This window comes from Hymenobacter sp. AT01-02 (genome assembly GCF_000961955.2).
GTDB classification, from domain to species: domain Bacteria; phylum Bacteroidota; class Bacteroidia; order Cytophagales; family Hymenobacteraceae; genus Hymenobacter; species Hymenobacter mucosus.
In genome coordinates, this window is sequence record NZ_JZIR02000053.1 from 1 (window position 1) to 22823 (window position 22823).

A 22823-nucleotide genomic window follows, 5' to 3' on the forward strand; every position below is an offset into this window, starting at 1 on the left:
TACAGCTGGCGCAGCTGCTACCCCAGCCGGGGCCGCGTATTATCTTCACCACGGCCCACGCCAACTACGCCGTGCAGAGCTACGAGCTGCCCGCCTTAGACTACCTGCTCAAGCCTATCTCTTTCGAGCGGTTTGTGCAGGCAGCCCACCGGGCCCGGGCCGCCCTGAGCCAGCCGACGCCGGCGGCCACGCCCGCTACCCCCGAGGCCCCCGAAATGGGTGGGGCAGTGGGAGAGGAAGCCCTTTTTGTGCGCCACGACAACCGCCTGCGCCGGGTACTGGTAGCCGATATTTACTACGTAGAAGGCCAAAAGGAATACTTGATGCTGTACACAGGCAGCGGCAAAATTCTTACCCTGCAATCCTTCCGCAAGCTGGAGGAACTGTTGCCTCCCGGTCGCTTCGCCCGCATTCACAAGTCCTACCTGATCAATCTGCGCCACCTCGAGTACGTAGAGCGCACTCGCGTGCAAGTGCACGGCACCTCTTTGCCTATTGGTGAAACCTACCGCGACGCGTTTATGGAGCTGTTGCGCTACCATAAGTTTGTGTAGTCAATAGGCAGCACAAGCACCTTCATACACAAAGAGGTCCTGCTACGTTTGCCGTAGCAGGACCTTTCTTTTTATCTTAGCACAGGAGCCTACTGCTGGCCCTGGCTGCTTTCGCCTTGCTTGGTGTCATCGTTCTGGATGCCCCGGCGGCGCTTCTGCGGCTGGGTAGAGGCTTTGCCAAAGCGGTAGTTGAAAGCCAAGCGTACCCCGCGCAGGTAGATGTAGTTGTTGTTAATCTGGCGGAACTGGTCGGTGTCGAGCGTGGTGCGCAGGTTGCGGGTCGCCGAGAGGAAGTTGTCGGCGTTCAGAGTGAGGTCGGCCTTGTCCTTGAGCAGATTTTTGCGCAGCCCTATGGAGTAGAACGTCCAGGCGGCTTGCTTGCCCTGGAGCTGAATGCGTGGGGAATTGAGCCCACCAAAGAACTGCACACTGAGGCCCTTTTCAAATTTGTAACCCGAGTTTAGGTTCAGGTTATACATTACCCCATCATTGCTCAGATCCAGAGAAGGGCTTTTCAGCGAAACATAGTACACGTTCACGTTGCCGCTTACATCCCACTTCGGCACGGGCTTTACCGAGCCGAACAGGGAGATGCCATAGGTAGCATTGCGCCCGATGTTGCGGAAAGTTTGATTATTAACGCCGTTTTCGTCGATGAAACGGTACGTTTCAATGGCATTGCCCGTGCGGCGGGCGTAGGTAGAAATGTTCAGGACCGAGCTCTTGATGAACGTCGTGAAGTTCAGCTCATAGCTATCCGTAAGCTCGGGACGCAGCTGTGGTTCGCCGTAGCTGATGTTGAGCGTATCGGTGGCGTTGACGAAGGGGTTGAGGTAGAAGATCTGGGGGCGCTGAATACGCCGGGAATACGCCAACCGAATCGATTGGCCCGGCTTCTTAGGGTTGCCCGGCTGGAAGCTTAAGCTCACGTTGGGCAGCACGTTGGTGTACTTCTGGTTTACGCCCGAGTTTTCGCTCTGCTCTTGCGCAAAGCTGCCGTCAATGCGGGTGTGCTCTAGGCGGGTACCCAAGCGGGTGCTCAGCTTCTTGCTTAGGTTAAAGCCGTAGGTACCGTAGGCCGCCAGCACATCCTGGTTGTAGTCAAACAGGTTGGAGCGCACATCACTACGAATCAGTGGCCCGTTGCCTAGTCGATCTTCCGACACGTCGTAGTCGCTACTTACCCGGCGCAGAATCGCCTTGGCCCCGGTTTCCAGGGTAGCAGTTTCCGAGAAAGGATGTGTGTAGTCGGTCTGAACGGTGGTTTCCAGGTTTTTGGCCAGGTTCAAGCTTTCCTCACGGTAGTCGATGCCCGTGTTGCGCTCCATGCCGCGGCCTTCGTTGTTGTACTGGTCGAGGCTATAATCCTGGTTGTTGCGGTTGCGAGTGTGCTGGGCTAGCACACTCCACTCGCGGCGTTTTTCCTCAAATGTGCGGGTGTAGCTGCCACTCACGTCGTAGCTCTGGGTATTGAACATGCGGTCCGAATACCGAGTAAACTCCGAGTTGCGAATTAGCGGGTTGCCAGTGGGGTTGAACGGCGCATTGAAATTATACAGCGTATTGTCGCCGCTGTTGCGGAATAAGTTACCCTGCAAGCTCAACGTCAGGTTGTGGTACTTCGCCGGGTCATAGTCCAGGCTCATCCGCCCGAATCCACCCCCACCAATGGTATTACCGCTTCCGTTCTGCGTGAGCGTTAGGGCCTCGTTGCCGTTGGCATCGGGCTGATAGCGGCGTAAGTCGGAGCGGTTGGGGCTGTAGAAAATAAAGCCACTTACTGAGCTGCTCAGCCCTACCTTGCCTTTGCGGTAGTTCACGGTGGTGTTGCCGTTGGAGCTACGCGTACCGCCCGCTAAGCCCACCGAGCCATTGAGGCCCTCCAGGTTGTTCTTCTTAAGGATAATATTGATGATGCCTCCCGTGCCCTCCGCATCGTACTTGGCCGAAGGAGTGGTAATTACCTCCACGCTCTTAATTTGGTCGGCCGGAATCTGCTTCATGGCATCGGCCACCGACGAGGCCACAATACCAGAGGGCTTGTTGTTGATGAGCACGCGCACATTACTGGTGCCCCGGAGTTCCACGTTGCCGTCGGGGTCCACATTCACCAGCGGCACTTTGCGCAGTACATCCGCTGCTGTACCCCCGGAGTTCGTGAGGTCCTTATCGGCGTTGTAGACAATGCGGTCGGGCTTGGTTTCTACCACGTCCCGCTCCCCGGTTACCGTTACCTCGCCCAGCTTTTGCGCCGAGGAGGCAAGGGTGAGCGAACCAATATCGGTAGCACCATCCGTGACGGTCACCGTTTCGGTGCGGCTAGTATACCCCAGAAAACTTACCTGCACCCGGTAGGAGCCAGGTGCCAAATCGCGTAGCGTGAACCGGCCCCGGTCGTCGCATACTGTCCCATCAATAGGCGTGTTGCCCGTAGCCGGCAGAAGTGCCACCGTGGCATATTCCACGGGCTTTTTAGTGGTAGCATCAAGGATAAGTCCGGTAAGGCGGCCCGTGCCCTTGGGCGTGGCGGGCAGTACCGCGCGGGCTGGCGCCTGACTGGTGGTGCCGCTGGGACGGGCACCAGCGGGGGGCGTAGTTTGGGCCAGAGCTGGGGCCGCCAGTAGGCCGGTTAATAATAAGGGTAGATATGGGTGTTTCATTAGGTGAATAGCGGGAAGGAGTAGCAAAGAGAAGGGGAGGCGGGAAACTCGCAAAGTAAAAATGTGTGGGCTGTTCAAATCATATCCTGAAGCGTAGCAAAGGGCTGTTGAGCAGCTATAAGCTCGACGAGGACATAGGCACCACCACAATGGGGTAGGTTGCAGTTCAGGGCCAGAAACGGGAGATTAATCGGCGCGACGCATGCGCAATAGCCAGTACCCTAGTAGCAGGGAGCCAGCAAACCAGGCCAAGCTGTACCACTCGGCGGGCATCATGTGGGGGTTCACAGTTAGGGCGCCTTTGCCCCCTAAGGCACCAAGCACGCGGGTAGTGGCGGCGTATGGAATCAAGTCAATGTGTTCCCAGCGTAGCAGTGTGAGCCCCGTGACGATGCCCGCAATACCTAACCCCAGCGGGCCTACCATACCTCGCCACCACAAGGCCGCTACGTATTGCACACCTAGCATGCCCAGAGTGGCTATGAAGGTGTGCCCCAGCATGGTGGCCACGGGTAATAGATCAGGATGGTTGGCTTGGAAGCCCAGGCCCGGTCGCAGCCAGCCCAGCAGCACGCCCGCACCTAGGAGCAGTACTACGTAGAGCGTTTCGGCCAGCAGCGTCAGTTGCAGCAGGATCAGCAGCTTGCTACTATACACTGCCCAGCGCCCAACAGGTAGGGCATGCACGTGTTTCCAGCCACTGGCTCGGTGTTCCACATTGGTTAGCAAACCGGTTAGCAACACCATGAAAAGGGGCAGCAGAAGAATAGAGGAGGTTTGCCAACTCATGCTCACGTACTGGGGCCACGGGTTTTGCCCCGGCTTTATGATGTACTGCCCTTTCGAGTAGAAGATGCAGAAGTTCAGCAGGACGGGTAGGGCACCGCCACCTACTGCAAGCCACAAGGCCACGGTGCGGCGTAGCTTCTGGTAGTCGGCCGCCAAGCAGCGGTGGAGTTGAGTGAGGAGGCCTGGGGCAGCGGGCAAGGCAAACGAAGGAGCGAGGGCAGTGCTCATAGGGCGGCGCTGGTTTCGGTGAGGTGAAGGAAGGTGTCTTCGAGGCTGGGTTGCTCCGCCCGCAGGCTGTAGATAGGTTGGCCCGCCGCTACCAGCGCCTCGGCCAGGGTTGCTACTTGGTTCTGCGAAGTGAAGGGTAGCTGCAGCGTGCTGGCTCCCGTTAGCATGGCCCCACCCAGCAAGTGTGGTAGCAAGTTCCGGCACGTATCGGCGCTGGCAGTTTCCAGCATTACCTGGGCCCTACCGGCGTGTAGTTGCTGCAGCTCCGGTAGCCGGCCCTGAAACACCAGCCGGCCCTGCTGAATGACACCTACGTGGGTCGCTACTTTCTCAATCTCACTGATAAGATGGCTTGATAGCAGAATGGTTTTGCCGTGTTCCTGCCGTAGCCGTTGTAGCAGCCCGCGCATCTCCATAATGCCATTGGGGTCAAGCCCGTTGGTCGGCTCGTCGAGAAGAAGAAGGTCCGGGTCGGGGAGCAGGGCCAGGGCCAATCCGAGGCGTTGGCGCATGCCTAAGGAGTATTCCTTGGCCGGCCGATTGGCGGAATTTGTCAGGCCCACAATCTCCAGAACTTCTGCCGTGCGAGCGGGTGGTACGCCGTGCAGCCGGCGCGTGACGTCCACATTCTCGCGGCCCGTGAGGTGGTCGTAGAGGGAGGGGTTTTCGATGAGCGCACCTACCCGACTCAACAGGGCCACCCGGTGCTGGGCTAGGTCGTGCCCAAATAGCTGAATGCGGCCCGCCGCCGGCCGCAACAGCCCCAGGAGCAGACGCATGGTCGTGCTTTTACCGGCTCCGTTCGGGCCCAGAAATCCATAGATGCTACCCGGCGCCACCTGCAAGTTAATGTCTTGTAGAATAGCGCGTTTGCCGAAGCGGAAGTGGAGGCCTTGGGTTTCCAGCAGGAGCGGTGTTGTTGTCATAGCGCAGAAAGAACAGTGGGAACGGCGCAAACCTACTGGCTCCCCTATACCTACTGGTGAGTATTCAACCAACCCGCCGGGGCGGTGCTACAAAGCCCTCTTTCGGGTACCGAACACGGTTTGCGGGGCTCTGTGGGGTAGCCATCTTAGTTTCAGGCCCACGCAACTGCCGTTGGTGCGCTGGGCTGGGGTGTTGGTTGAAACCCAGCAACAGATAGGGGCGGTGCGTGGTATCTTCCAGCGTGGAAACTGTCTTGCCTTCTAGCTCAACTAGCGCCGCTGCAGATGTGGCTCCGTCGCCTACTCGCAGTCGGCGCGCCCGGTTGCGCGCCTTTTCCCGGCTCGACTGGTGGCCGCGCACCGATGAGGTAGCATCGGTGCCTCTGTGGGTGCACATCCTGTTCTGGGGTGTGCTGTTTCTGCTAGACGGCCTCATGCTATTCTACAACCAGGCCAACCCCAAAAACCGCCAGCCTCAGGAAATGCTACTGCTGCGGGCCCTGCTCACCGACTTACTTTCGGCTAGCGTATTCTATACTAACTGGGTGCTCCTGATACCACGCACGCTGGGACGGGGGCGGCTCGGGCAGTATATCGGAGGTGTAGTGCTGCTGCTTCTTGTGTATATACCCTTGCGCTTTGGCGCATCCTGGGTAGTAGGCGGTGCTGCGGAAGATGTGCGAGCAAAGGGCCAGGCCCTGGAAATGATAATTCCCTATGGTATCATGGGCCTGATGACCATTTTTTTCAGTTCGGGCCTTCGCGTGACCGGCGACTACCTGGGTGGCCTGCGCAACCGCCGGGAGCTAGAGCATCAGCAGTTGCTCACGGAGCTAGCCATGCTCAAAACCCAAATTAACCCGCACTTTCTCTTCAACACGCTCAATAATATCTATTCGCTTACGAGCCGGAAGTCGGACAAGGCGCCCGAAGCGGTGCTGCGCCTCTCCGAAATCATGCGCTACCTGCTGTACGAAAGCAGCACCGATACCGTGCCCCTCAGCCAGGAGTTGGCCCATTTACAATCCTTTCTGGACTTGCAGCGCCTCCGTCTGCCTGCGTCCGCCCCCGATGCCATTCGCTTTGATAGTGAAGGTACCTCCCCCGACTGCGCCCACCCCATTGCCCCGCTACTCTTGCTGCCGCTGGTGGAAAATGCCTTCAAGCACGGCGACTTAGCGGCCCGCCCGGTGGCGGTGCACATTTCCCTTGTCTTGCAGCCAAGCGGCCGCCTCACTTTTCGGGTGCTGAATCACGTGGCGCCCCCCGATGAGTTGCGTCAGCTGCCTGAGCAGCCGGGTGGGGTAGGCCTCAGCAATTTGCGCCGCCGCTTGGCACTGCTCTACCCCAACCGCTACGTATTGGACGTGCAGAGTACTCCCGGCCAACACGTCGTTACGCTTACCTTGTTGAGCTAAACCGCTGCTTGCCTCCGTAACTCCCTGTATCACTTTAGCCTTGCTGCCCTCATGACCTGCGCTATCCTTGATGATGAGCCTCTGGCCTTAGACCTCTTGGCCGACTACTGTGCCAGGTGCCGGGGCTAGAACTGAAAGGTCAGTTTGATGATGCACTGGCTGGGCTAGCGTTTCTGCAGGATAACCCCGTTGATATCGTTTTTCTGGATATTCACATGCCCCGTCTCACGGGGGTGCAACTGGCACAACTGCTGCCTAAGCCGGGGCCTCGCATCATTTTCACCACTGCCTACGACCAGTACGCCGTGCGTAGCTACGAGCTAAACGCGGCCGACTACCTGCTCAAGCCCATTGCCTTCGAACGGTTTATGCAAGCCGTGCAAAAGGTGCGGCACCAGCTACCCACCGTTGGGTCAGTAGGGGCTCCGCCCGCAGTTGCCCCAGCCGATGCCACGCCCACTGCCCCCGATGCCATGTTCGTGAAAAACGAACACCGCTTGCAGCGTGTCGCCTTCGATGATATTCTGTACATCGAAGGCATGAAGGAATACCTTATGATTTATACCACGTCGGGCAAGGTGCTCACGCTACAGTCGTTCCGGCGGGTGGAAGAGGTGCTGCCTCCCGAGCGGTTTGCTCGCATCCATAAGTCATTTCTGGTGGCACTCAGCCGTATTGAACACGTAGAACGCGGCAAGGTGCAGGTAGCGGGGCGCTTGCTGCCCATCGGCGACACTTACCGGGAAGCCTTCACCAACCTCATTCGTGCCTATAACCAACTCTGAGTTGGTCTGGCCGATACAATAAGAGAAGGACGCTCTTCCCACCCAACGCTCCTGGGAGTCGTGGGGTAGGAGAAGCGTCCTTCTCTGTGTAGTGAGACCTATGAAGCTGATTACTTCGCGAGTTTGCTAGCAATTTCAGCGGTATGACGGCCCTGGAAACGGGCGCCTTCCAGTTCGTTCTCGCTCGGCTGCCGCTCACCCTGGCCACCAGCCACGGTGCTGGCGCCATACGGCGTGCCACCCGTTACATCCTCGTGGCCCATCTGGCCCTGCCAAGCGTAGGGCAGGCCTACTATCACAAAACCGTGGTGGAGCAGCTCCGTGTGGAAAGCGCGCAGGGTAGTTTCCTGGCCACCGTGCTGGGTAGCGGTGCTCACGAAAGCGCCTCCAACCTTACCAACCAGTGCGCCTTTGGCCCATAAACCGCCGGTGCTGTCCATAAACGCCTGCATCTGTCCGCACAGGTTGCCGTAGCGCGTAGGCGTACCAAAGATGATTGCGTCGTACTCGGCCAGTTCATTTGGGGTAGCTACGGGAATGTGCTCAAAAGCCTTCTGTGCTTGAGTAGCGCCGGTTTGGTCCAAAATGGCCTGCGACAGCGTCTCGGGTACTCGCTTAATGGTTACCTCGTTGCCGGCTACTTGGCGTGCACCTTCGGCCACAGCCTCTGCCAGTTTGTAGACATGACCATAGGTTGAGTAAAACAGGATGAGCGTTTTCATGGGATGGGGTAAAGTGAAAGAAGACTAATAGCTGGGGACCAGCCGCGCCTACACCTACGCGGCGTGACAGCGGAGGTTGCGCCTGATGTGTGTATGTACATTCAACTCGCTAGGTTACTTATTCTTTTCTGTATTTTTAGAAGTAATAGATTGATTGATAATAAAAAATGAGCAGTGGCTCAGGTTTTTTTTAGGCTTGTGCAACCTCTGTTAGCCTTGCTGCCCTCTTACCTGTGAAGCCGCTTACCTGCTTCCAGGAAATGGCTTTTATTATAAGCGTGTTATTCAACTTTTTGCAGCGTATGCAGCATCCTTACGGTAGCGGTACTGAGTCTCCGAGAGAGGGGCGGGCCGTTTGTGAGCGACTAACCACCGGCCAGCTGGGTCGGCGTGCCCAATGAGCACTTTATCGGCTGCTTTGGGAGCTGGGGGTGGGCTACGCAGCCTACTACCCGGTAGCGGAGGGGCCGCTGCTGCCCGCCCGGATTCCCTATCCTCGTCGTCATCCGCTCCTGTGCGTACTCTTACCCCGCCTTCGCAGCTCTCCGATTCGGAGCTGATTGACGGCTGCTTAGCTGGCAGCCGCCTGATGCAGAAATACCTCTACGAACGTTTTGCTGGCCGTATGATGGCCGTGTGTATGCGCTATGCGCAAACCACTTTCGAGGCGGAAGACGTGTTGCAGGATGGATTCCTAACCGTATTCAAGAGCCTTGGGAACTTCCGCCGGGAGTGTCCGTTGGAGTTCTGGATTCGCCGCATCATGGTGAATGCCGCCCTGCGCCAGCACCGCCGCAACGCCCCCCTGGTGGCGGTAAGCGACGGAGGTGAGTATCCGGAAGACTTGGCAGGTGAAGAGTTTACCCTGTCGAATTACAATTTTGAAGAGCTGCTAGGTATGATTCAGGACCTGGCACCGCGCTACCGCATGGTGTTCAACCTGTTTGCTATCGAGGGGTATGGGCATAAGGAAATCGGCGACATGCTGGGTATTTCCGAAGGCACCAGCAAATCACAGTACTCCCGCGCACGGGCTATTTTGAAAAGTAAATTAGAGCGTATTGACGCTCAACGCACGCATGGCAGCTTCCGCTCCTAACACTCCTACTCCCCAAGACCCGCGCCCCACCGGTGACCTGGAATATCTGTTCCAGCAAACCTTTGCGGAGGCCGAGGTAGCTCCGCGCAGCAACCTTTGGGAACAACTCGACCTAGAAATGGTGTCCGAGCAAAACAACACGTTCCGCCGGCGCCTAGTGGTACACCGCTGGGTAGCGGCTGCTTGCTTGCTGCTCGCTCTTGGGTTTGGTGGCTGGGCGGCACTACGCCAGTTCGGCTCCAGCCAATCAGAAGAAATAGCGGCCAACTACCCTGCTCCAAGCACTGCTGGACGTGGCGCTGCCAACGGTATGTTGTCCCAAGCTAGCCGAACTGCTTCCGGTACGGCCGTAGCGCCAGATGGTCTGCTAGAAGGTGGCTCCGCGGGGTCGGCTTATGCCCAAGCCGCCACTACTCCCAATGGGACAAGAGCAGGCGCCGCCGACCGTAGCCTGTCGGAAACGCTAGCAGACGCCTACCAAACGGCGCGGGCCGCAATGGGTCAGGCTGCCGGCATGGAAATCGGTACTGGTGCCACTACTGTTGCTTCCGCCGAGTACTGGGGTTCTCGTGGAGGCACTGGCTACAGGGCAGGCTCTCAAAGCGGGGCGGGTGGTGCTTTTGGTGCTTCCATGGCCTCTACGTTTTCCTTGACCTCCAACTCAACAGGATTGGCCTCCACAACAGGCTTGGGTTCAGAAGAAGCTTCGGGCTTGGCGGCTCTGCAGGCTCGCCTCCGCAGTGCCCTTGCTTGCGCCTACCCGATACACTGAAGCCTTCGTTGCTGGCAATGCCGGCCATGAAGAGTGCTATGTTGGCTGCCAACGAACCCACGGTAGAAGAAAAGCAACCCACCAAGCTGTGGCACCGCCTGCGTGTAGGGGGCAGCTATAGTGCCGGTGCCTACAATCCTAATATCAACTTCTCCCAGGCCGACGGTAGAATAAAGGCCGATCCGCTCACGCTGGCCTTGAACGACTACTACCAAGAAGACGCCGAAACGGAGTACCGTCGCAACTTGCGGGCAGGTCTTAGCCAGCGTCTCGCCGTTACTGTAGATTATGCGCTAAACCGCAAGTTGAGTGTACGCACGGGAGCTGAGGTAGCCGAGCAACGTGCCACTTCAGCTACTTCCTACGGCTTTGTTGATGGCAAGCAAGTAGGTCTCACGGCTGCTAATGCCCTTTTTAGCCCTCGGCCTAGCTTCGCTTCGCGGGCTCCACAGGCAGCGCGTACTACTACGTACCGCTACCGTACGGCGGGTATTCCGGTGGAGGTGCGCTATGCCTCTAGCCGGCCGGGTGTATCGCTTTACGCCAAAGTAGGAGCTGCCGTAAACCTGCTGCTAGGTAGCCGCTCAGAGCTGGGCGGTGCTCCAGAAGCTACCCGCACCTATACCCTCACTACCGCCGAATCTCCCTACCGCCAAGTGTTGGTTTCTGGGCGCGGCGGAGCGGGCATGCGCTACCAGCCAGCAGCGGCTTCCTGGAGCGTGTCGGTAGGGCCTACTGTTGATGCGGGTTTTAACACCATGAATGCGCGACCCGCGCAGTCAATGAGAAATCAAAGCCGCCCATATAGTGTAGGAATTGAGGCAAGCGTAGAATTTGGTGCCAACCGGCCTGTAGCACCTATTCACTAAGTTATTTTACGCGCTATATTCAGAGTTGATTTCGCTTTTCAACATATCATGAACCGCCTTCTTAGCCTCCTGGGGCTGCTACTGCTATGGACCAGTATGGTTGCCTGCAGCAGTGAGTTAGATTCCCTGGGTAATAATGCCTGTCCCGCTAATTTTTCTAATACCCTAATTGAACAGCTCCAACAAAAGCCCAAGCAGACGCCCGCTGCCGAAGTAACCCAGTACACTTACCACGGCCAAACGGTGTACCTTGTTACGGGGGGCTGCTGCAACAACTACAACTACTTATTCGACGGGTGCGGCAACATACTGTGTGCGGCCAGCGGCGGTACCGCCAACCAAGGCGACGGCCGATGCAGCGACTTTGCTGCTGCCGCAACCAACCCTGTACTAGTCTGGCGCGACCCTCGTTAACCTAAGCAAGGAGCTTGTGCTGCTTCGTTGTTCTAATATCTGCTAGATGATGAAAACGTTACTAGTCCTTGTGCTTTTCTGGGCTGCGTTGGGCCTAGTGCAATGCCAAAAAAACGACGTCACGCCTGTCATCGATGGCACAGTAAAACTCCGGGCTAGTCAGAGTGCTACTGTTAAAACCGCTGGTAAATCGGTGCTGCTGCGAGTCGCCAAGCTTTCTGATTCGCGTTGCCCCACCAACATGCAGTGCATTTGGCAAGGGCAAGCTTTGGCCGAGGTGGAATTGCGGGGTGCAACCGGAGACGCACAACTTACCTCGCTGTGCCTAGGCGCTTGCCAGAATGACTCAGCCGCCGTGGTAATAGAGGCCGTGCCGTACTGGCTTGTGTTAGCTTCCGTCGATCCATATCCAAGTGCTGCTACCGCTAGTAAGCCCTCAACGGCTACGTTACGCCTTACTCCACGCTAGCTAGGAGGTAGTGGTTGCGCAACACCTGTCCGCATCGCGGGCAGGTTTTTTTGTTTCCCAAGAAACCTACACTTTGCTAATGCAGTTATCCTAGGCTGGCCTGTTGACCGATGATCCAGGCGGTTTCGTCATACCTTCTCTTCCTGCATGCAATATCAACTGACCTCAGAATTCAAACCCACCGGCGACCAGCCCCAGGCCATTGCCCAACTGGTAGAGGGTGTGAACAATGGTGAGCCGGCGCAGGTGCTGCTTGGGGCCACGGGCACGGGCAAAACCTTTACAATGGCCAACGTTATTGCCGAAACAGGCCGGCCCGCCCTTGTGCTGTGCCACAACAAAACGCTGGCGGCCCAACTTTACGGCGAGTTCAAGCAGTTCTTCCCCAACAACGCCGTCGAGTACTACATCAGTTACTACGACTACTACCAGCCCGAGGCCTACATTGCCAGCACCGACGTCTTTATTGAGAAAGATTTGGCCATCAACCAAGAGATTGAGAAGCTGCGGCTGCACTGCACCTCCACGCTCCTGAGTGGGCGGCGCGATGTAATTGTAGTAGCTTCCGTGTCGTGCATCTACGGCATTGGCAATCCAGAAGAGTTCGGCAAAAACGTGATTTACCTGGCGCCGGGCCTGCGGTACTCGCGCAACAACTTGCTGTATTCCTTTGTGCAGATTCTGTACTCCCGCACCGAAGCAGAATTCACGCGCGGTACCTTCCGTGTAAAGGGCGACACTGTAGACCTGTTTCCGGCCTATGCCGACCACGCGTACCGTATCTTCTTTTACGGCGACGAGATAGAAGCCATCCATAAGATTGACCCAGCCAGCGGCAAAAAGCTCGGCGACGAAAAGTCAGTGACCCTCTACCCGGCCAACTTGTTTGTGACGGGCAAAGACACCCTGAACCAGGCAATCAAGGAAATTCAGTACGACATGGTGCAGCAGCACGCCTACTTCGAAAAAGAGGGACGCGATTCTGAGGCCAAACGCATCATGGAGCGCACGGAATTTGACTTGGAAATGATTCGCGAGCTAGGCTACTGCTCCGGCATTGAGAACTACTCGCGCTACTTCGACGGCCGCCAGCCCGGCTCGCGTCCCTTCTGCCTACTCGACTACTTTCCCGATGACTTCCTACTTGTAGTGGACGAGAGCCACGCTACCATGCCTCAGATTCGGGCTATGTGGGGTGGCGACCGGAGCCGCAAGGCTGCCCTTATTGAGTACGGCTTCCGCTTACCTTCTGCTTTCGACAACCGCCCCCTAACGTTCAATGAGTTTGAAAGCATGTACCGGCAGGCCGTGTTTGTATCGGCTACCCCGGCCGACTATGAATTAACCCAAGCCAATGGGGTAGTAGTAGAACAGATCATTCGACCTACTGGCCTGCTTGACCCGGAAATCGACATCCGACCCAGCATCAATCAAATTGACGACTTGCTGGACGAAGTAGACAACCGCGTGAAGCAAGGTGATCGGGTGCTGGTGACTACTCTGACCAAGCGCATGGCCGAGGAACTGCAGAAATACATGGAGCGCCTCGGTATCAAGTCGAGCTACGTGCACTCCGATGTAAAAACCTTGGACCGGGTAGAAATTCTGCGGCAGCTTCGCCTCGGCGAAATTGACGTACTCATTGGCGTGAACCTGCTCCGGGAAGGACTCGACTTGCCTGAGGTGAGCCTGGTAGCCATTCTTGACGCTGATAAGGAAGGCTTCTTGCGTGACCAGCGCAGCCTTATCCAGACCATGGGCCGCGCCGCGCGTAATGACCGGGGCAAGGTTATTATGTACGCCGACCGTATTACGGGTTCCATGCAGCGGGCCATTGACGAAACAAATCGCCGCCGCGCTACACAGATTGCCTACAACGAGGAGCACAACATCACGCCGCGTACCGTGCGCAAATCCCGCGAAGCCATTATGGAGCAGACCTCGTTGTCGGACTACCGCATCACGGAACCCCAAGGGTATGCTGGCCCTTCCGATGATGTGACCCTGGCTATTGCCGCCGAGCCCGTAGTATCCGTCATGAGCAAGCCAGACCTGGAGAAGCTAATTAAGCAAACGGAAAAGCAAATGGAAGCTGCTGCCAAAGACCTTGACTTCCTAACCGCTGCTAAACTCCGCGATGAACTGGCTGCCCTGAAGCAAGTGCTCAAAACCAAGCGCGACTAGCCAATTTAGTGCTGCAAGTATAATGTAGGGAGAAGCCAAAGAAAAGGCCGGCCGCACACTGTGCGGCCGGCCTTTTCTTTGGCTTCTCGGCTAACTTAGTCGTTAGGGTTAGCTTTTACTTTCGACTTGCGACGCTTGTCTTTGGCTTTCACGTTGGTCGGGGTATTCGTGTTCATTGTGCCTTGTGAAACACCTGTGCCCGACTGCGTACCTACTGTGGTAGTGGCAGGGTCGGTGGTAGTCGTCGTGGTAGTAGAGTTAATGGTGCCCGTAGTAGCAGGTGCTGGCTGCACGGTAGTCGTCTGTGGCTGAGTCGTGGTTGTGGTAGTGCTCTGGGTGGTTTGAGCAGTAGCAGCCGAAATACCAGCTACACACAGGACGGCAAAGGCGAGGATCTTTTTCATGGAAAGAAGGATTAGAGCGTGAACAGATACTGCTAAGCTTAGCAGTAAATTAATTCGCCTCTAACGGAGTAAGTAGCCGTTATGTTATCCCTTAGTCAAACCAAGAAGGCTCAACGCCCAGAGCCAACGATTAAAAACCAACGAAAAAGGCCACTTGCTACGAAAAGCAAGTGGCCAATTCATACTGAGCGAGAAACGAGGTTCGAACTCGCGACCCTCAGCTTGGGAAGCTGATGCTCTACCAACTGAGCTACTCTCGCGGGGCTGGTGAAACAAAAATACACCGACAAAATCAATTTACAATCTATTTGCGTAACGGACTGTACCTGTATTTCAATCCGCCTTATGCAGCTTCTTACGTTTGGAGGTACTGGTGGCACTAGCCGGGAAATGATGCAACAAGCTCTAGATCAGCAGTTCGATGTAACGGCTTTTGTGCGTAACCCCGCTAAGCTACAGATGCAACATCAGCGGCTGAAGATTGTACAAGGTAACGTGCACGAACCGGCCCAGGTAGCAGCAGTAATAGCCGGGCACGACGTCATCTTATCAGCTTTAGGGACGAATCAAAACTGCACGTGCCGACGTTGCTGATTTTATGTTGCGCCAACTCACCACCGACGTTTTTGTGGAGAAAGCCGTTAATATTTCCTACTAAGTTTCCCATCCGGCTACTACCGGTCTCACCTACTTACCTGCTGCACCGTATGCCTTGGCCGCTTCCTCCTGCCACACGCCGCCTCGTTGGGATGTTGTTTTTACTTTCGGGCACTTTGTTGCTGATAGGTGTAGGATTGCGCCTCACTATCATTTACTACGAGTTTCAGCGGCTCGGCGAAGCAGCCATCAATTCTACAAGACTTATTCTGAGTTTGGTTATGCTGGTAACGGCCGTTTTGATGCTACGCTACGGCTGGCGTGAGCGAACCGGCAACCATACCATCGATTAGCTAGGCTGGGCCTGCTACCTTTGAGTTTTATTTGCTTGTATGTCTTCTCCGCTCCGCATTACGGTGGCAAAACGCACGGCCGCTACTGCCGCTCAGCTTGCCGAAATAGGTCGTCGTACCTTTCACGATACATTTGCTGCTCAAAACAGGCCCGAAGATATGGAGGCTTACCTAGCAGCTACGTTCAGTCCTGAAATTCAACTGGCTGAGTTGCAAGACCCCAATGTCGTTTTTCTGCTCGCCCAAATGGTGCAGGAGGTAGTGGGCTACGCCAAGCTGGATTTACAGTCTACTCTGGGACTAGAACCGGGCAAAACGCCGGAGCTACGCTTGGAGGTTGCCCGCCTCTACGTAGAAGAAGACTGGATAGGTACTGGCTTAGGAGCTGCACTTATGCGCCGGGCTATTGAGGAGGCCCGACAGCAGGGAAGCCGGGCGGTAGTACTGGGGGTATGGGAAAAAAATCAGCACGCCCTTGCATTCTACCAGCGTTTTGGGTTCAAAATCATTGGCGAACATACGTTCATGCTGGGAGAAGACAAGCAGAACGATCTGATCCTGCGTAAGGGGCTGTAAAGAGTAGCAAGCGGCTGCCCGGCTCTATTCAACTTGTGCCCTTACCTTTGTTTGGTCTTCATCAAAGCTAGTTGTCCTTGAAATCAGCCGCCGGGTACAGCCAATCTGCAAACTTCGCAACCGCTGCGTTAGCAAACCGCTGGCAGCCTTGGCTAGTGGTAGTCGCGCTGGGGTTAGCTGCCTGCTCGTCGGATGCTATCCGAGATGCCACTACCATACCGCTACCTACGGGCCACTACGAAGGTCCCATTAGCTACCTAGGTACAGAAGTGCGGGTGGCACTGGACCTCCGCGAGGTTACTCCCGGCCAGTTACAGGCCGATGTCAGCTTCCCTACCATGCCTGGGCTAGAATTTGCGGCGGCCCAATTGCGCTATCAAGAGCCCCAACTGCGAATAGAGCAACATGCCCACGCTAACGGCGGCATCAGTATACAGGCGGTGCGGGAAGGAGACTTTTTGCGAGGCGTGTTGACTTGGGACAGCCTGCGTACTGATTTTGTATGGGTGCGCCGGGGCGATGCAGCTTCGCGGGGGTACCGTGAGCAATCGGTTCGGCTTGGGCTACCTGGATATTCGCAGCCACTCGCCATACTTTTTCCGGACGACACGCTAGCCAAGCACCCCGCTATTGCTTTGGTACCTCCCCTGGCAGCCACCGCCAGAGCCACGGCGCAAGCAGCTCGCCTGGCCCGTCAAGGATACGTGACGGTAGTAGTACCCGTAACAGCTCCATCGCCTGTGGCTGCGGGCACTGATTCGGTGGCTACTCAAGTGGCAAGCGCTGCCCTCACGTTGCTACGCACCCAAACCGGGGTAGACTCCAGCCGTGTGGGCATTTGGGGAAGTGGGGTGGCATCTTCAGCAGTGGCCTTAGCCGCTGCTACCAGCCAACCCCAAGCGGCTTTCGTAGTGCTGGAAGCTGCCCCAGCTACTACTGCGGCTGAAGCTCGCCAGTACCGAGTACTGGGCGAGCAGCACTTGTCTACCCTCGGAATCTATGCCGCACTTGATACCAGCGTCAATGTACAGGAAAGCTCCCGTCGGCTACGGACAGCCTTGGGTAACAAGGGTGCTATGCAAGTGCGTACTATTCCACAGGTTTCCTCCACGTTTGTGCTGCCTGGCCGGGCTAGTGAAGATGGTCAGTGGCAGTGGCCTCGTCCGGCTCCCAATTACTGGGAGGGGGTACTAGCGTGGCTGAAGAGCGTAAATCAATAAGGAGCACAGACTAGCTACCACAGCGCATTGCTACAGCAAAAGCAACCCCTTTTCGCGTAGCAGCTGCCACGTGGGCGACACCACGAATTGCTCGAAAGCTTGGCCTGCCGGAAAAGAACTTGCTACTTCTTTCAACGTGAGCTTCGTGTTATAGTCCTCGGTAAGCCGCGTAAGCAGCTGATGGAGCCAAGGCCCCAATACTACTGGCACGTTCACCTCAAAGTCTTCTGCTTGCTCGAAGAAGGTTAAGATGGCTCGACGGCCCTTACGGCCTTCTTCGTACCGTAGCTCTGGGGCGTTGCCTAGCCAAAACAGGCGTTGGTGTTGCTTGGCAATATCGGCTTTGCCAGGTTCTTGCAACGCTTGCTGGATGAGGTGGCGAGCAACGGTAGTACGGGGCGTTTTGAAGTCAAACCAGAAGCTCAGCGGCTCATCTAGTGCCACGCCGTGCATGTAGTTGTAGAGGGACTTGGCAAGGCCAGGCCCAAACTTCTCGTGGTTAGCGCCAGTAGGGTCTTCGTGCCACAGGTCGTTCCAGGCAAACGGGCCCGGCTCCGGACCTACGGCCACTACTTGGTACTTGGCAGGGTTTTTTCCTACCGGCGAATGGGCCGTCATAGAAAACCGGTGCCAATACCCACTCTGCACAATGCCGGCCCCAAACAGTTGGCGCACTACTTCCAGCGAATCAACGGTTTCCTGGGCTGTTTCGGTGGGGAAGCCATACATGAGGTAGGCGTGCACCATAATTCCGGCCTGAGTGAACCCATCGGTTACGCGAGCTACCTGCGCAATGGTGACGCCCTTCTCCATCAACCCCAGTAGGCGGTCGGAGGCTACTTCTAGCCCGCCGCTCACGGCTATGCAGCCCGATGCGGCCAGCAAACGGCACAAGTCTGGGGTAAAGGTTTTCTCGAAGCGAATATTGCCCCACCATGTGATGCTCACTCGCCGCTGTAGCAGTTCAATGGCCAAGTCGCGGAGGGCAAGGGGAGGAGCGGCTTCGTCTACGAAGTGAAAACCAGTTTGGCCCGTTTGCGCAATGATTTGCTCTATACGGTCGACGAGTAGAGTGCTGGGAGCCGTTTCGTAGCGCGAGATATAATCGAGGGTCACATCGCAAAAGGAGCAACGCTTCCAGTAGCACCCGTGGGCAACGGTAAGCTTGTTCCAACGCCCGTCGCTCCAGAGGCGGTGCATAGGGTTCAGCACCTCAATCACCGACAGATACTCGGTTAGCGGTAAGTCGGAATAGTCGGGCGTGCCTACTTCTGGATGCGGAATATCGGCAAAGGGCTGATTAATGTATTCTACTTCGCCCGCATGGTTGCGCAAAAATGTCCGCTGCAGCGGTAAAGCAGCGGCAAGCTGCACGTCGGCCACTGCTGCGCTGGGGGAGTATTGAGTTGCTGCCAATACTGCTGGCAGCACAGCAGCATAAGCTGGCTGAGCAGAAGCGTAGCTGCCTCGTTCTTGCTCCAAGTACTCAAGCAGCCGCAGCCAAGGACCCTCGCCATCGTCCAATGTTAGGTAATCGATGTAGTCAAAAAAGCGCGGCTCCCGGAGCTGGCGCAACTCGGTATTGGGGTAGCCGCCGCCCATGAGCGTTTTAGTGCTTGGATTGATTTCCTTGACGCGCCCGGCCAACCGCAGAGCCCCATATAGATTGCCAGGGAAAGGCACCGTAAATCCTACCACGTCGGGCTGCACTTGATCCATTCGCTCATCCAGCAACTCCAGCAGCATGCGGTCCAGCAAATTGGGAGTTGCTTGCAGTGCCTCGTGCAAGCCATCAAACGTAGTGGCCGACATAGCCAGTTTCTCGGCGTACCGCGAAAAGCCAAATTGTGGCCCTACCGTTTCCTTAATTAGGTCGCCTAGGTCCTCTAAATAGAGGGTGGCCAAGTGGCGCGCTTGGTCGGTAAGGCCCATAGTACCGAACGCGCTTTCCAGGTCAGCTACGTTGTCGAACCGGCTGGCTTCGGGTAGGAACCGGCTGTGGCAGATGCGCGACGAAAGCGTCGTGTCCTTGTTTTGCAGAAAGCGAATAACGGGACCAATAGTGCGCAAGTAGCTGTCGCGCAGGCGTAGCATCCGGCGAGTATTGTCGCTCAAGGAAAAATCGCCCGCTTCAATTTCGGCAAATACTCGCGTGAGGCCTTCCGCCGAAAACAGCTTTAGCACTAGCTCTAGCCCCAAGTCGGCTTGCGTGATGGCGTAGCCTCGGCCTCTCAAAAAGCCCTTAATGTAGGCCGTGGCCGGATAAGGCGTATTGAGCTGCGTGAGCGGCGGAGTAATGAGCAGGATGCGAAGAGTAGACACGGCAGCAACAACCACAGACGTACAGCAAAGGTGCCGCAAAGATAACCTCTGCCACCCGGTATCCCCTACGGTAGTAAATGCGGGCATTCACCTGTAGCCTCGATCCAACACACTTACCTACCGCTTACGAGTAGGGAACACGCTTTCCTTACCCAATTTTGTGGTAATGTACGGAGGCAAGACCCCTAAAGCTACTTAGGCTACCGCGCAAAAAAGCGGGGTTGAAGACGCAACGTGTGCAGTCATTCAACCCCGCTTTTAAAAAATATAATTTACCAGCTACCGTCCGGAGAAGCTCCAAATCGGCCGCATCAAGGTGGCTAGGCTAGTTGATCTAGCGACAAGCGCTTGGGGAGCAAATCACGGCGGAATTCGCTTACTGAGCGTCCTGTTACTTGGCGGAACTGGTTGCTGAGGTGCTGGCCGCTGCTATAGCGCATATGTTCAGCTATTTCGCTAAGCGTCATTTCGTTGTAGCTCAGCATTTCTTTTACACGCTCAATTTTGAGGCGAATGAGGTATTTCTCAATGGTCAGATTTGCTGTTCGAGAAAACACCTTGCTGAGGTGGGAGTAGGTAGCGGCAAACCGGTCGGTGAGGAAGGCCGAAGTAGTAAGGGGCATACGAGCAGTACGCAGGTGCTCCAAATATTCTACCAGGGCGCTTTTAATTTGCTCAGTGAGTTGTTCACCGCGGCCCATCAACACGTCGAAACCGGCCTCCCGCAGCAAAGGCGCTACAGAAATAGGATCAGCAGGGGTGCTTTGGTCGAGTTGGGCCTGACCAAGCTGCACATCGGTGGGATGATAGCCAGCTTGTTCGAGGAGGCTGCGCACGGCATCAATGCAGCGTGGGCAAACCATGTTTTTGATGTGGAGAAGCGTCGTTTTCACGGGTGATTAGTTGAGTCCAACCGCGTAGCGGTCCGCGTGGGTTTACGGGTAGAAGGTGTAACTGGCCGAGGGCGCCGGGCCGGTTGCTGAGGAGCGTCGGCCCAGGCTTTACCAAACCAGCTGCCAGCCGCCCATTGTACAAATGGCACTACCCCAAAAAAGGTAACTGCCAGTAGCCAGAAAAATACGAAAAAAGCGCGGAAGAGGCGGCTGAAGAACTGATCCTGAACTCCGAATAGATAGGCTACTAAAGCAAACGCTAGAACTAAGCTTATTGCAGCCAGAAGGCCTGTGCGCCGCAGTAGCGGTTGGTAGGCGACAAGTGGAGAGGAAGAACGATTCATGAGCAGCCAACGATAGGCAACAAATATATCAGGTCTGTTGCTTTACAAGGCAGTCTGGTACGAAAGGCAGGGTAGCAGTAGCGTAATGTGCAGGCATGAGTGCAGACGGTAAAGTGTGGTTGTGGATACCAGAAATAAGCACAGATTACTGATACGCAAAAACCAGCCGGGAGGTCAGCCGTACAGCAGAATAGTTTTTCTTTCTAGCTCCTTCTGTCCTCATGAAAACCTTCTCTTTCTTCCGTCTGGCTGCCGGAGCGTTACTGCTGTCAGCTGCTACCTTCACTACCGCTTGCAGCACTGGCACCGACAGCGGCGACACGAACGTGGAACGCGGCTCTAACAAAGAAATGGCCCCTGTTCCGCAAGCCAATACCGGCGCTGACTCCACTACCGCTGGCCTGACCACAGCTCAGGATACCATGCCTACGGGCCGCCAGCAGTACGAAGCTTCGGGCGATGCTGCCGACCGCAACCGCGACGGTATTGCCGACTAAAAGCACTACTAGTTTTTTAAAAAAGAAAAGGCCGGCTCCCCTAGAAGCCGGCCTTTTCCATAGAATAGCAATTCAACTAAACTAGTGATTCAATAACATATCAATAGAACACGAAACCATTGGGCAGCAAGCCTACATTGAAGGAGTCGATGGCGGCTCCAGTGGCTTGGTAGCGGATGAATTTGCCGGTAGTGGTGAAAGGAGCAACGGAACCGTAAATGGTGTTATCGGCGGGGTCCACGTCAAAGCCGTAGAAGCTGCGCCGGATAAGCGGGGTAGCAGGGAGAGTAGTTGCCGTTGTGTTCATTTCGTACACCGCGCCAGCGTAGCGGTAATACAACTTGGTTTTGGCACCATTGAGGCGGAGGTTGCTGGCCCCGCCGCGCGCGAACGGGAGCACCACCGAAGCCGCTGGCGTGGTTGTATTCAGCTTAATCAGGTTGGCTGGGGTAGATGACAGTACCGGGTAAGGCGGCGTATTGCCGTAGCGCGTGATGCCGCCACACAGCACCCAGATGGTGCCAGCCTGGTCTTGCACAAGGCTGCTCGGTCCGTCTTGTACTGTTATAGTAGCTTCTACCGCGTCGGTGCTGGGGTTGATAACGCTGACGGTATTCTCGTCGGAGTTAGCCACGTATACTTTGCCACCAGCTAGCAACAGCTGCTCGGGCTGGCGCCCAACGGCAATGGTCTTGGTAATGATGTTCGTGCGGGTGTCGAGGACTGAAACGCGCCCGGCGCCGCCTAGGCTCACCCACTCGCTGATATACACTTTATTGGTGGCCGCAGCCACAGCATAGCGCGGCTGTTCCAAGCCGTTTACGGTAGCTACCGAAGCAAACGTCTTCAGATTTACTACTTCTACTTTCTTGCTGTTGTTGAGTACGATATAGCCTTGCTCACCTACCACCAGCATAGACTGCACCACGTCACCCAGGTCGCGTTGGTTTACCGTATGAAATGTGCTGTTGTCGAGAAGGGTACGGCTGGATTTGCTGAATAAGCTTACTTCCCCGTTGGGGGTACCATATTGGCCTTCGTTCAGCACAAATACGTTGCTGCCGTCTTTGTTAAGGTTATACTTGGGGCTCGACTCATTGTCGTTCGAGTCGCAGCTGGCGAAAGCCAAGGCCCCGAAGCTAGCAACGAGAAGGGTAGTAAGTCGTGGGAAAGCGCGATATGCGTGTAGCATGAGAAAAAGGTTGAAAAAGAAAAAGTCGAGGTTAGTGCCAAGTCAGGCGCAGGCTAAGGCTGCCCCACCGTGGGGGCATAGCACGCGCTTCGTATACTTGGTACACGCGGTTGGTGAGGTTAAATCCCTGCGCCGCTACTAAGAGCCCAAAGGTTTGGCTGAGCTTGACGGAGTAGCCTAGGGTAGCATTCAGCAGGAGGTAGGCCGGCAAGTACTGCCCATTAGCCGAGTAGATATAGCGGTGACCAGTGTAGCGCAGAGCCGTTGTGAGTAGCCAGTTGTGCCAGGCATGATCAGTAGTGAAAGCAGCCGTGTGCAAAGGCACATAGGCGAGTTGTTTGCCCGGTGCTAGCTGGTCGGCGGCTTCTCCCTTTGTCTTCTCCGATTGTGTGAGGGCATAGCTGACACGGGCGTTGAGCCGGTAGTCTGCATGCTTCCAAACTGCCTGAGAACTGGCCTCTATGCCTTGCGCGCGCACTTGGCGTAGGTTGCGGGGCGTGGTGTAGCCGGTGCGTGGGTCAGAGGTCCATTCCACC

23 protein-coding genes and 1 tRNA gene are annotated in these 22823 nt (G+C 56.2%); 14 read left to right on the plus strand and 10 right to left on the minus strand.

The window, feature by feature from the left end; all coding sequences use genetic code 11:
• On the plus strand, nucleotides 1-554 hold a 554-nt coding region (locus VI25_RS15820), incomplete at its 5' end, for a LytR/AlgR family response regulator transcription factor (RefSeq protein WP_055562651.1).
• An 89-nt stretch (nucleotides 555-643) separates the two neighbouring features.
• On the opposite strand, the gene VI25_RS15825 is transcribed toward VI25_RS15820, so the two are convergent.
• The 3 genes from VI25_RS15825 to VI25_RS15835 all read right to left on the minus strand — a co-directional run bounded on the left by VI25_RS15825 (nucleotide 644) and on the right by VI25_RS15835 (nucleotide 5157).
• Nucleotides 644-3214: a TonB-dependent receptor domain-containing protein gene (locus VI25_RS15825; RefSeq protein ID WP_045688405.1), complete on the minus strand. Its 2571-nt coding sequence runs from the start codon at nucleotides 3212-3214 to the stop codon at nucleotides 644-646.
• Between the two features lie 186 nt (nucleotides 3215-3400).
• Nucleotides 3401-4231, minus strand: a complete 831-nt coding sequence (locus VI25_RS15830; protein WP_045688406.1) for an ABC transporter permease — start codon at nucleotides 4229-4231, stop codon at nucleotides 3401-3403.
• Nucleotides 4228-5157, minus strand: a complete 930-nt coding sequence (locus tag VI25_RS15835; protein WP_045688407.1) for an ABC transporter ATP-binding protein — start codon at nucleotides 5155-5157, stop codon at nucleotides 4228-4230. The genes VI25_RS15830 and VI25_RS15835 overlap by 4 nt, the downstream gene beginning before the upstream one ends.
• 242 nt (nucleotides 5158-5399) lie before the next feature.
• Here VI25_RS15835 and VI25_RS15840 point away from each other — a divergent pair, with 242 nt between their 5' ends.
• Nucleotides 5400-6575: a sensor histidine kinase gene (locus VI25_RS15840; RefSeq protein WP_152981660.1), complete on the plus strand. Its 1176-nt coding sequence runs from the start codon at nucleotides 5400-5402 to the stop codon at nucleotides 6573-6575.
• A 116-nt stretch (nucleotides 6576-6691) separates the two neighbouring features.
• A complete protein-coding gene (locus VI25_RS15845; protein ID WP_236705079.1) occupies nucleotides 6692-7360 on the plus strand; it encodes a LytR/AlgR family response regulator transcription factor in 669 nt (222 codons plus the stop codon).
• A 110-nt stretch (nucleotides 7361-7470) separates the two neighbouring features.
• On the opposite strand, the gene wrbA is transcribed toward VI25_RS15845, so the two are convergent.
• Entirely contained in the window at nucleotides 7471-8082 is a 612-nt protein-coding gene (wrbA, locus tag VI25_RS15850; RefSeq protein ID WP_045688408.1) for an NAD(P)H:quinone oxidoreductase, read from the minus strand.
• Between the two features lie 397 nt (nucleotides 8083-8479).
• On the opposite strand from wrbA, the gene VI25_RS15855 reads away from it, so the two are divergent.
• From VI25_RS15855 to uvrB, 6 genes are all read left to right on the plus strand, one after another.
• Entirely contained in the window at nucleotides 8480-9181 is a 702-nt protein-coding gene (locus tag VI25_RS15855; RefSeq protein WP_052695188.1) for an RNA polymerase sigma factor, read from the plus strand.
• Nucleotides 9162-9953 carry a hypothetical protein gene (locus VI25_RS15860; RefSeq protein WP_055562653.1) on the plus strand — a complete coding sequence of 264 codons (792 nt, stop codon included), beginning with the start codon at nucleotides 9162-9164 and terminating at the stop codon, nucleotides 9951-9953. Before VI25_RS15855 ends, VI25_RS15860 begins: the two co-directional genes overlap by 20 nt.
• Complete coding sequence (locus VI25_RS15865) at nucleotides 9932-10822, plus strand: hypothetical protein (protein WP_055562654.1); 891 nt, start codon at nucleotides 9932-9934, stop codon at nucleotides 10820-10822. Before VI25_RS15860 ends, VI25_RS15865 begins: the two co-directional genes overlap by 22 nt.
• Before the next feature lie 48 nt (nucleotides 10823-10870).
• Entirely contained in the window at nucleotides 10871-11236 is a 366-nt protein-coding gene (locus tag VI25_RS15870) for a DUF6970 domain-containing protein (RefSeq protein ID WP_052695189.1), read from the plus strand.
• Between the two features lie 46 nt (nucleotides 11237-11282).
• Nucleotides 11283-11705, plus strand: coding sequence for a hypothetical protein (locus VI25_RS15875; protein ID WP_045688410.1), 423 nt, complete (start codon nucleotides 11283-11285; stop codon nucleotides 11703-11705).
• A 147-nt stretch (nucleotides 11706-11852) separates the two neighbouring features.
• The gene (gene uvrB / locus VI25_RS15880) at nucleotides 11853-13889 is read left to right on the plus strand and encodes an excinuclease ABC subunit UvrB (RefSeq protein ID WP_045688411.1); all 2037 of its coding nucleotides are present in this window, start codon (nucleotides 11853-11855) and stop codon (nucleotides 13887-13889) included.
• Nucleotides 13890-13984: 95 nt separating this feature from the next.
• On the opposite strand, the gene VI25_RS15885 is transcribed toward uvrB, so the two are convergent.
• A complete protein-coding gene (locus VI25_RS15885; protein WP_045688412.1) occupies nucleotides 13985-14293 on the minus strand; it encodes a hypothetical protein in 309 nt (102 codons plus the stop codon).
• A gap of 187 nt (nucleotides 14294-14480) precedes the next feature.
• Nucleotides 14481-14553, minus strand: a tRNA-Gly gene (locus VI25_RS15890).
• 85 nt (nucleotides 14554-14638) lie between these two features.
• Here VI25_RS15890 and VI25_RS23485 point away from each other — a divergent pair.
• The 4 genes from VI25_RS23485 to VI25_RS15905 all read left to right on the plus strand — a co-directional run bounded on the left by VI25_RS23485 (nucleotide 14639) and on the right by VI25_RS15905 (nucleotide 17039).
• Nucleotides 14639-14887 (plus strand): NAD(P)-dependent oxidoreductase, encoded by a 249-nt coding sequence (locus tag VI25_RS23485; RefSeq protein WP_072144836.1) that lies wholly within the window; start codon nucleotides 14639-14641, stop codon nucleotides 14885-14887.
• Between the two features lie 113 nt (nucleotides 14888-15000).
• Complete coding sequence (locus tag VI25_RS15895) at nucleotides 15001-15243, plus strand: hypothetical protein (protein ID WP_143437024.1); 243 nt, start codon at nucleotides 15001-15003, stop codon at nucleotides 15241-15243.
• A 39-nt stretch (nucleotides 15244-15282) separates the two neighbouring features.
• Complete coding sequence (locus tag VI25_RS15900) at nucleotides 15283-15819, plus strand: GNAT family N-acetyltransferase (RefSeq protein ID WP_045688414.1); 537 nt, start codon at nucleotides 15283-15285, stop codon at nucleotides 15817-15819.
• Nucleotides 15820-15896: 77 nt separating this feature from the next.
• Nucleotides 15897-17039 (plus strand): hypothetical protein, encoded by a 1143-nt coding sequence (locus VI25_RS15905; protein WP_045688415.1) that lies wholly within the window; start codon nucleotides 15897-15899, stop codon nucleotides 17037-17039.
• 30 nt (nucleotides 17040-17069) lie between these two features.
• On the opposite strand, the gene VI25_RS15910 is transcribed toward VI25_RS15905, so the two are convergent.
• Nucleotides 17070-19361, minus strand: a complete 2292-nt coding sequence (locus VI25_RS15910; protein WP_055562657.1) for a B12-binding domain-containing radical SAM protein — start codon at nucleotides 19359-19361, stop codon at nucleotides 17070-17072.
• Between the two features lie 320 nt (nucleotides 19362-19681).
• On the minus strand, nucleotides 19682-20254 hold the full coding sequence (locus VI25_RS15915; RefSeq protein WP_055562655.1) for a helix-turn-helix domain-containing protein: 573 nt from the start codon (nucleotides 20252-20254) through the stop codon (nucleotides 19682-19684).
• 565 nt (nucleotides 20255-20819) lie between these two features.
• On the opposite strand from VI25_RS15915, the gene VI25_RS15925 reads away from it, so the two are divergent.
• Nucleotides 20820-21095 carry a hypothetical protein gene (locus VI25_RS15925; protein WP_045688418.1) on the plus strand — a complete coding sequence of 92 codons (276 nt, stop codon included), beginning with the start codon at nucleotides 20820-20822 and terminating at the stop codon, nucleotides 21093-21095.
• A gap of 100 nt (nucleotides 21096-21195) precedes the next feature.
• On the opposite strand, the gene VI25_RS15930 is transcribed toward VI25_RS15925, so the two are convergent.
• Together VI25_RS15930 and VI25_RS15935 are read right to left on the minus strand one after the other, a co-directional pair.
• Nucleotides 21196-22287, minus strand: a complete 1092-nt coding sequence (locus VI25_RS15930; RefSeq protein ID WP_045688419.1) for a YncE family protein — start codon at nucleotides 22285-22287, stop codon at nucleotides 21196-21198.
• A 31-nt stretch (nucleotides 22288-22318) separates the two neighbouring features.
• Nucleotides 22319-22823, minus strand: a 505-nt coding sequence (locus VI25_RS15935; protein ID WP_161806960.1) for a TonB-dependent receptor domain-containing protein, incomplete at its 5' end; no start/stop codon positions are given.